Below are 8896 nucleotides of genomic sequence, written 5' to 3' on the forward strand. Positions count from 1 at the left end.
GCATGAGCCACACCTGGCGCGGCGGCGTCGGCGGCTGCGGCGGCACCAGGCCGCCCGCGTGCGCGCCGCTCAGGTCCACGCCCCACTCCTCGGCCCAGGTGGACGGGGCCAGTGGCAGCGGGTGCGCCGGATTGTGGACCAGGTACTCGCCGACGTCGAAGCCGATGCCGCCCGCACCGATGATGGCCACGCGCTGGCCCACCGGCTTGTGGTCGCGCAGCACGTCCAGGTAGGACAGCACCTTGGGATGGTCGATCCCTTCGATGGCGGGCTTGCGCACCTTGATGCCGGTGGCGACGATCACGTCATCGAAGCCTGCGGCGACCAGCTCCTCGCGCGTCATGCGCCGGTTCAGCACCACCGTCACACCGGTGTGTTCGAGGCGGCGGCCGAAGTAGCGCAGGGTCTCGCGGAATTCTTCCTTGCCGGGGATTTGCATGGCCACCTTGAACTGGCCGCCGATGCTGTCCGAGGCGTCGAACAGCGTCACGTCATGCCCGCGCTCCGCGGCCACGGTGGCGGCGGACAGGCCTGCGGGCCCGGCGCCGACCACCGCCACCCGGCGGCGGGCGCGCGCGGGCCGGTACACCAGCTCCGTCTCGTGGCAGGCGCGCGGGTTCACCAGGCAGGTGGCGCGCTTGTTGGCGAAGGTGTGATCGAGGCAGGCCTGGTTGCAGGCGATGCAGGTGTTGATATCGTCCGCGCGGTTGGCCGCGGCCTTGGCCACGAAGTCCGGATCGGCCAGGAAGGGCCGCGCCATCGACACCAGGTCGCCATCGCCGCGCGCCAGCAGCGCTTCCGCATCCTGCGGCGTGTTGATGCGGTTGGAGGCCATCACGGGGATGCCGACTTCGCGCCGCAGCTGCCCGGCCAGCGTGGCGAAGGCCGCGCGCGGAACCGAGGTCACGATGGTCGGCACGCGCGCCTCGTGCCAGCCGAAGCCGGAGTTCAGCAGGGTGACGCCCGCCGCTTCCAGCGCCTGCGCCACGGCCACCACCTCGTCCCAGGTGTTGCCGCCTTCGACCAGGTCGAGCAGCGAGTGGCGGTACATGATGATGAAGTCCGGGCCGACGGCGGCGCGCACGCGGCGCACGATCTCCACCGGCAGCCGCATGCGGTTCTCGATGGTGCCGCCCCACTGGTCGGTGCGGCGGTTGGTGCGCGCGCACAGGAACTGGTTGAGCAGGTAGCCTTCGCTGCCCATGATCTCGACGCCGTCGTAGCCAGCCCGCTGGGCGAGCCGCGCGGCGCGCGCATAGGCGCGGATGGTGCGCTCGATGCCCGCTGCGGTGAGCGCCCTGGGCGTGAACTTCGAGATCGGGGATTTCAGCCTGGATGCCGACACCACGAACGGCTGGTAGCCATAGCGCCCCGCGTGCAGGATCTGCATCACGATCTTGCCGCCCTCGGCGTGCACGGCGCGCGTGACCTTGCGGTGGTTGAAGACGTCGCCCGCCATGTTCATGGTGCCGCCGAAGGGCAGCAGCCAGCCCTGGCGATTCGGCGAGATGCCGCCGGTGACGATCAGCCCCACCCCGCCGCGCGCGCGCTCGGCATAGAACGCGGCCAGCTTGCCGTAGTTCCAGAAGCGGTCTTCCAGGCCGGTGTGCATCGACCCCATCACGACGCGGTTGCGCAGCGTGGTGAAGCCGAGGTCGAGGGGCGCGAGCAGGTGCGGGTAGGCGGTCATGGACGGGGTCTCGATGGAAGGGACGTTGTGATCCCGGCATTAGACTCCGCTTTCGCTAGATCGCGGGCTCTAAAACAGCACGACCGTTCCTTTTCCCGGCGGGCGCGCCGCGCCGTGCGCTCAGCTCAGGCGCTCGTCGCGCCCGCGCAGCTCGGCGAACTGTTCGAGGCTGCCGACGCGCACCGTGACCGGGTTCAGGCTCAGGTTGCCCTGCATGGGGCGCCAGGCGAACAGCCATTCGCGCTCGCGCGCCTCGGCCGCGGGCTTGGTGAAGATCGCGCCCAGCGGCGAGCGGCCGCGGTAGTCGATGGCGCCGTCGATCCCCGCCCAGCTCGGCAGGGTGCGCTGCACGGCGCGGTGCAGGCGTTCGCCGAATTCCTCGGTGTGGTGGATCACCAGGCAAGCGTCGGCCGGGGCATAGATGTCGAACAGCTCGGGCGCCCAGGCAGTGGACAGCGACAAGGTCAGGCAGCCCGCGTAAGGCACCAGGCGGAACTGGCCTTCGCGCAGGGCGAGCTCCAGATCGCTGCGCTGGCCGTAGCGGTGCAGCGTGGGGGGACGTTGGTAATCGTGCATGAGTTATCGGGGAACGCCCGGTGCGCCCGCGCGGGGGCGGGCGTGGCGGTGGTCCCGCATGAAGCGCGAGGCAATCAGGATCTCGCGCAAGAAGTGAACGAAGCTGCCGATCAGGGCCACCATGCCGAACACGAAGGAGGCGGCGATGTAGCGGTCCAGCGGCAAATTGGTGGTGTCGCTCAGGAACAGCATCGCGATCACCAGGCAGATCAGGAAGCCGCACGCGGTGGACAGCGTGATGGCGGAGTTGATCAGGTGCGAGCGGCGGTACAGGGTATCGAGCTCGTCGAGGTAGTTGTCGTTGTGGGCGGTGTCGAGCCGCTCCTCCAGCACCCGCATGCGGTCGATGATGCGCGCCAGCCGGTTGATCAGCACGGACAGCTTGGTGCACACGCCCGTCAGCAGGAAGACGGGGGCGATGGCGAGCTGGATCACATGGCCGATGTCGGATATCTGCAGGTTCATGGGGGCGCGGGCGGTGGTCGGATGCGTAGTGTAACAGGCGTCAGCGGGAGCCAGCCGCCGTCAGCGGGCGGCGCGCGGGCCGCCGCTACTCAAAGCGGCCGAGCCGCTTGAACTGCTCGGTGGCCGCAACCAGCTCGCGCGCGATGCCGGGCTCCAGCGCGCCATGGCCGGCGTCGGGCACCATGCGCAGCTTGGCGCCGGGCCAGGCCTGGTGCAGGCGGTAGGCGGAGACCGGCGGGCAAATTACGTCGTAGCGGCCCTGCACGATCACGCACGGCAGATGGGCGATGCGGCCGACGTTGCGGATCAGCTGGTCGTCCTCGAAGAAGCCGAGGTTGGCCATGTAGTGCGATTCCAGGCGGCCGACGCCGAGGTCCAGCGTGTCCGAGCTGGTCTCGTCGTCCTGCGGCAGCAAAAACACGCGGCGGCCCTCGAACTTGCTCCAGGCGCGCGCGGCGGGCCAGTAGCGGTCGGGGTCGTCGCACAGCATGCGGTTGGTGTAGGCCTTGATCAGGTCGCCGCGTTCGGCTTCCGGGATCGCGTTGCGGAACTCGTCGTACAGCTCGGGGTAGAACCATTCGACGCCGTGCAGGAACCAGTCGATCTCGCGCGCGGTGCACAGGAAGATGCCGCGCAGGACGAAGCCGAGGCAGCGCTCCTGATGCGCTTCGCCGTAGGCCAGCGCCAGGGTCGAGCCCCAGGAGCCGCCGAAGACCAGCCACTTCTGGATGTCGAACATGTTGCGCAGGCGTTCGATGTCCTCGATCAGCAGCTGGGTGGTGTTGTGGCGCCATTCGCCCAGCGGGGTGGACTTGCCGGCACCGCGCTGGTCGAACAGGATGATGCGGTAGTGGGCGGGGTCGAAGAAGCGGCGGTGCTGCACCGACAGCCCGGCGCCGGGGCCGCCGTGCAGGAACAGCACCGGCACGCCTTTCGGGTTGCCGACTTCTTCCCAGTACAGGGTGTGGAGGTCGTCGACCTTGAGCATGCCCTGGCGCAGCGGCTGGATCGGCGGGAACAGGGACGGGGGAATGGCGGGCATGGCGCGGCTTTCAGGGTGACTCGGGTGGTGCTGAAGCCGATTGTAGCGAAGATTGCGCCGGCCAGGGATCCCGCCCGGTTGGCAGCGCCCCGCTGCGCACGCGCCGCCCGGCACGCGCAAAAGTGCGCACGTAGATAGCGGCCAGCCATTGCGTTTCGCCCGGCCAGCGGATCCACAGCTGGCGCCAGGCATTGCGAACGTTCAGGCCGGATAACTGCGCCAGCGCGCCAGGCGTCGTCGGGCGGCCCTGGTAGAGCAGGCGATTGCCAATGACTTCGGCACACGCGTTGCGCTGCCCCTGGCGAACCCTCAGCATCGTGTGCTCGGGCAGGAAGACCTCCTTCCACTGATAGCCCGGCGGCTCGCTGTGCGCGCGCGCGGCGGAACGCGCCGCCAGCAGCCAATGGCGCACCGCCTCGTCCACCGCTTCATGTGGTGGGCGCGGGTCGCCGGCGGACCGGAGATGCAGGGCGAGCTCAAGGTACAAGTCGGCATCGATCGGCAGAGCGAGGGTATGGGGGGTATCCATGGCTTCCTTGTGCGGTCGTGCGCTTGTGTCATGCGCGTTTATGCGCTTCTTACAAAATCTTTGACGCGTCCGTGCGCTTTTTGGTTCCCTTCCAAAGTGTTCCCAGAGCGGGAATTTTTTTGTTCCCCCTGTGGGAACAGTTTTGCGGGAGGGTGAAAAGCGCATGAAAGCGCACGCCGAAACGTTAAACGCGCACGAACGCGGTCGAAACAAGCGCACGAGCGCACAAGGCACCCGGGAAGACTTCCCCTACCCCTCGTCGTCCGCCAGCAGCTGCTCGAGGCGGCGGGGGTAGTGGTTGAGGAAGTCGTGGGTGATGGCGTAGTGCTCGGTGTCTTCGTAGCGGGTTTCGCTGATGCCGCTGCCGTCGAACAGGAAGATGCGGGCGCCGGGGTAGGCCAGCAGGATCGGCGAGTGCGTCGCCACGATGAACTGGCAGCCGTCGCGCGCGGCCTGGTGCATGATGCGCAGCGCCGCCAGCTGGCGCGCGGGAGACAGCGCGGCCTCGGGCTCGTCCAGCAGGTACAGGCCGTCGCCGCGGAAACCCTGCAGCACGTTCAGGAAGGCTTCGCCGTGCGAGGCCTCGTGCATCGACGGCCCGGGCGGCGCGCCGTCAGCGGCGATCGAGTCCAGGTAGGTGAAGACGTTGAACAGGCTCTCGGCGCGCAGGAAGTACATCGAGCGCGGCCGCTTGTAGCTGCGGTTCAGCAGCAAGGCCCGCTGCAGCGCGGACACGGCCTGCTGGTCGCTGCGGTTGACGTTGCGCGAGCCGCCCTCGGCGGGCAGCTCCAGCGCCACCGCCAGCGCCTCCAGCACCGTCGATTTGCCGGAGCCATTCTCGCCCACGAACAGGGTCACGTCGGCGTGGAACTCGATCTGCTCGATGTCGCGCACGGCAGGGATGCTGAATGGGTAGGCGTCCCAGTCGATCGCCGGATCCGGCCGCAGTTCGACTTCGCGCAGATAGGGCTTGGCTGTGATCATAAAAAAACACCGCCCTCGCAGGCGGTGTCTCCGTGAGAACGGTGAGAACGATCGGAACGGCTCAGGACATGTGCTGGCCGCCGTTGATTGCGATGTTCGCGCCCGTCACGAACGCGGCTTCGTCCGAAGCCAGGTAGGCCACCAGGCCAGCCACTTCTTCCGGCTTGCCCAGGCGCCCCATCGGAATCTGCGGAATGATCTTCGATTCCAGCACCTCGGACGGAATCGCCATCACCATCTTGGTGCCGATGTAGCCCGGCGAGATGGTGTTGACGGTCACCCCTTTGCGCGCCACTTCCAGCGCCAGCGCCTTGGTGAAGCCGTGCATGCCGGCCTTGGCCGCCGAGTAGTTGGTCTGGCCGAAGGCGCCCTTCTGCCCGTTCACCGACGAGATGTTAATGATGCGGCCCCAGCCGCGCTCGACCATGCCGTCCGTGACCGGCTTGGTCATGTTGAACACGGAATCGAGGTTGGTCTTGATGACGGCGTCCCAGTTGACCTTGTCCATCTTCTTGAAGGTCATGTCGCGGGTGATGCCGGCGTTGTTGACCAGCACGTCGATCGGGCCGACGTCCCTCACGATGGTGGCCACGCATTCCTGGGCCGACTCGTAGTCCGCCACGTCGCAGGGGTAGGCCTTGAAGTCATAGCCTTCGGCCTTGGTACTGGCCAGCCAATCGTTCACTTTTTGGTTGCCGGGGGAATAGGTGGTGACCACCGTGTACCCGAGGGCCGCCATCTTGATGCAGATGGCTTCGCCCAGACCACCCATGCCACCCGTTACCAGTGCAATTCTCGACATTGTCTTCTCCTGTTTTTGTGACTCCGAGGTACTGCCGTGTTGCCGTGCTGAGTAGGGGGCGCCGGGCCCCCGTGTTCAGGCTGTATGACTCCGAGGTACTGCCGTGTTGCCGTGCTCTGTGTTGTGGTGCGGCGCGGGGGCGCCGCGTTCCACAACCTTTAGTCGCGCTCGACCGCGAGTGCCACGCCCATGCCGCCGCCGATGCACAGGCTGGCCAGGCCGCGCTTGGCGTCGCGGCGGGCCATTTCGTACAGCAAGGTGACCAGGATGCGCGCGCCCGAGGCGCCGATCGGGTGGCCGAGCGCGATCGCGCCGCCATTCACGTTGATCTTGCTGGTATCCCAGCCCATCTCACGGTTCACGGCGATGGCCTGGGCGGCGAACGCCTCGTTGATCTCCATGAGGTCGACCTGCTCATGCGTCCAGCCGGCCTTCTTGAGGCACAGCTGGGCCGCCCGCACCGGCCCCATGCCCATGATGGACGGGTCCAGCCCGGCCGAGGCGTAGGCCTTGATGCGCGCCAGCGGCTTCAGCCCCAGCGCCTGGGCCTTGGCGGCGGACATCATGATCACGGCCGCGGCGCCGTCGTTGATGCCGGAGGCGTTGCCCGCGGTGACCGTGCCGTCCTTGCTGAACGCCGGGCGCAGGGAGCTCAGCTGCTCCAGCGTGCTGCCGTGCTTGGGATATTCGTCCGTGTCGAACACGGTGGTGCCCTTCTTGGTGACGATCTCGAAGGGGATGATCTCGTCCTTGAACTTGCCCGCCTTCTGGGCCGCCTCGGCCTTCTGCTGCGAGGCCAGCGCGAATTCGTCCTGCGCGGCGCGGGTCACGTCGTACTTCTTCGCGACATTCTCGGCGGTGATGCCCATGTGGTACTGGTTGTACACGTCCCACAAGCCGTCCACGATCATCGAGTCGACCAGCTTGCCGTCGCCCATGCGGATGCCGTCGCGCGAGTTCTGCAGCAGGTGGGGGGCCAGGCTCATGTTCTCCTGGCCGCCCGCGATGACGATCTCGGCGTCCCCGCAGGCAATCGCCTGGGCCGCCAGGTGGGTGGTCTTGAGGCCGCTGCCGCAGACCTGGTTGATGGTCATGGCGGGCACGGTGTCCGGCAGGCCGCCCTTGATCACGGCCTGGCGCGCGGGATTCTGGCCGACGCCGGCGGTCAGCACCTGGCCGAGGATCACCTCGCCCACGGTGGCCGCATCGATACCGGTGCGCTGCAGCAGGTGCTTGATCACGTGCGCGCCGAGCTCGGGCGCGCCGACCTTGGCGAGCGACCCGCCAAATTTGCCCACCGCGGTGCGGCCCGCGGCGACGATAACGACGTCTTCCATGTAGATCTCCAGTGAACTGACAGAATTGCAAGCGGCAAGCACAACATCCTAGCCACTTGACGTGCGCTGACCTTGAGCGAAATCAAATCTTAACAGTTCGGCACCCGAAAAACAGGGGGCGTTACAGCAGTTTGATGCCGTCCAGGCTGGCGGCGCACTGCTCGCGGATCACGGCCACGAAGTCGGCCACATAGGCCTTGCCGGCCAGCGCGGGCGGCACCGAGACGAACAGGTCGCTCCACAGGCCGTCCTCCAGCAGCGGGCGCGCCAGCACATAGTCGTAGTCGACATAGTTCTTGATGGCCCAGTTCGGCAACGCGGCGACGCCACGGCGGCTCGCCACCAGCTGCAGGATGGCCACCGTCAGCTCGGCGGTACGGCGCTCGAAGGCGATCCCGGCCGGGGCCAGCACTTCGCGGATCAGGTCGATGCGCTCGGCGGGCACCGGGTAGGTGATCAGGGTTTCGCCGGCGAAGTCCTGCGCCTGCAGGCGGCGCCTGCTGGCGAGGCGGTGCTTCAGCGCCAGCACCACCAGGATTTCGAAGCGGAACAGGGGGAACACCGTGAACTGCGGGCCGTAATTCGAGCCGATCACCAGGTCGGCGGCGCCCGTGCGCAGCAGGTCGGCCGGGTTGCTGTGGAAGCCGGAAACGAGGTCGATTTCCACCTCGGGCCAGCGCTGGCGGAACGCGTCCATCACCGGCATCAGCCAGTCGAAGCAGGTGTGGCATTCGAGGGCCACGCGCAGGGTGCCGCTGTCGCCCTGGTTCAGGCGGGCGATGTCGCGCTCGGCCTGTTCCACTTTGGGGAGGATGGTGTCGGCCAGCTGAAGCAGCAGGTGGCCGCCGGCGGTGAACACGAGCGGCATCGACTTGCGCTCGAACAGGGGCATGCCGTAGCGGTCTTCCATCAGCTTGATCTGATGGGACAGCGCCGACTGGGTGAGGTTGAGCAGCTGGGCGGCGCGGACCAGGGTGCCGGCGGAGCGCAGGGCGGCCAGGGTGCGCAGGTGGCGCAGTTCAAGCATGGCGGGGCTGTGTATGAAAATTATTCATTGCGAAGCGCAAAAAGTTTCGTTTTTCTTATTGACGAGTTTATCCCAAACTTTACGCATCTCACATGAAATGGCGATGACAATGAAAACCGTGCACCTTCACACCCTGGGCTTTCCGCGCATGGGCGCGCAGCGGGAACTGAAATTTGCGCTGGAGCGCTACTGGCGCTTCCCTGCCGAGGCGGCGGCCGCCCCGCAACCGGAGGACGGCCGAGCGGCGGCGCGCGCCGCACTGGAGGCGACCGGGCGCACGCTGCGCGCGCGGCATTGGGCGGTGCAGGCGGAGGCGGGGCTCGATTTCGTCACCGTCGGCGATTTCGCGTTCTACGATCACGTGCTGAACCACATCCAGCTGTTCGGCTGCGTGCCCGCACGCTTCGGCTGCGGCGCGGCCGCTGCCGCGCCAGCGCATGACCT

The 8896-nt window shown here is 67.4% G+C and carries 9 protein-coding genes and 1 pseudogene; 1 reads left to right on the plus strand and 9 read right to left on the minus strand.

All coding sequences use genetic code 11. The features are described from left to right. From E4L96_RS03770 to E4L96_RS03810, 9 genes are all read right to left on the minus strand, one after another. Positions 1-1690: NADPH-dependent 2,4-dienoyl-CoA reductase (locus E4L96_RS03770; protein ID WP_135205896.1), on the minus strand; the 1690-nt coding region annotated here is incomplete at its 3' end. Positions 1691-1810: 120 nt separating this feature from the next. Then, the gene (locus E4L96_RS03775; protein ID WP_135205897.1) at positions 1811-2266 is read right to left on the minus strand and encodes a hypothetical protein; all 456 of its coding nucleotides are present in this window, start codon (positions 2264-2266) and stop codon (positions 1811-1813) included. Positions 2267-2269: 3 nt separating this feature from the next. Beyond that, positions 2270-2731: a DUF2721 domain-containing protein gene (locus tag E4L96_RS03780; RefSeq protein ID WP_135205898.1), complete on the minus strand. Its 462-nt coding sequence runs from the start codon at positions 2729-2731 to the stop codon at positions 2270-2272. 85 nt (positions 2732-2816) lie between these two features. Continuing rightward, the gene (gene pip, locus E4L96_RS03785; protein WP_135205899.1) at positions 2817-3773 is read right to left on the minus strand and encodes a prolyl aminopeptidase; all 957 of its coding nucleotides are present in this window, start codon (positions 3771-3773) and stop codon (positions 2817-2819) included. Between the two features lie 10 nt (positions 3774-3783). Next, positions 3784-4302 (minus strand): hypothetical protein, encoded by a 519-nt coding sequence (locus E4L96_RS03790; RefSeq protein ID WP_135205900.1) that lies wholly within the window; start codon positions 4300-4302, stop codon positions 3784-3786. A gap of 249 nt (positions 4303-4551) precedes the next feature. Further along, positions 4552-5286, minus strand: coding sequence for an AAA family ATPase (locus E4L96_RS03795; protein ID WP_135205901.1), 735 nt, complete (start codon positions 5284-5286; stop codon positions 4552-4554). Between the two features lie 61 nt (positions 5287-5347). Continuing rightward, entirely contained in the window at positions 5348-6088 is a 741-nt protein-coding gene (phbB, locus tag E4L96_RS03800; protein WP_135205902.1) for an acetoacetyl-CoA reductase, read from the minus strand. 158 nt (positions 6089-6246) lie between these two features. Next, the gene (locus E4L96_RS03805; protein WP_135205903.1) at positions 6247-7425 is read right to left on the minus strand and encodes an acetyl-CoA C-acetyltransferase; all 1179 of its coding nucleotides are present in this window, start codon (positions 7423-7425) and stop codon (positions 6247-6249) included. Positions 7426-7546: 121 nt separating this feature from the next. Further along, positions 7547-8452 carry a LysR family transcriptional regulator gene (locus tag E4L96_RS03810; protein WP_135205904.1) on the minus strand — a complete coding sequence of 302 codons (906 nt, stop codon included), beginning with the start codon at positions 8450-8452 and terminating at the stop codon, positions 7547-7549. 103 nt (positions 8453-8555) lie between these two features. Here E4L96_RS03810 and E4L96_RS03815 point away from each other — a divergent pair. Continuing rightward, positions 8556-8896: pseudogene (locus tag E4L96_RS03815) on the plus strand (hypothetical protein); the annotation flags it as partial.

This window comes from Zemynaea arenosa (genome assembly GCF_004614185.1).
GTDB lineage: Bacteria > Pseudomonadota > Gammaproteobacteria > Burkholderiales > Burkholderiaceae_D > Telluria > Telluria arenosa.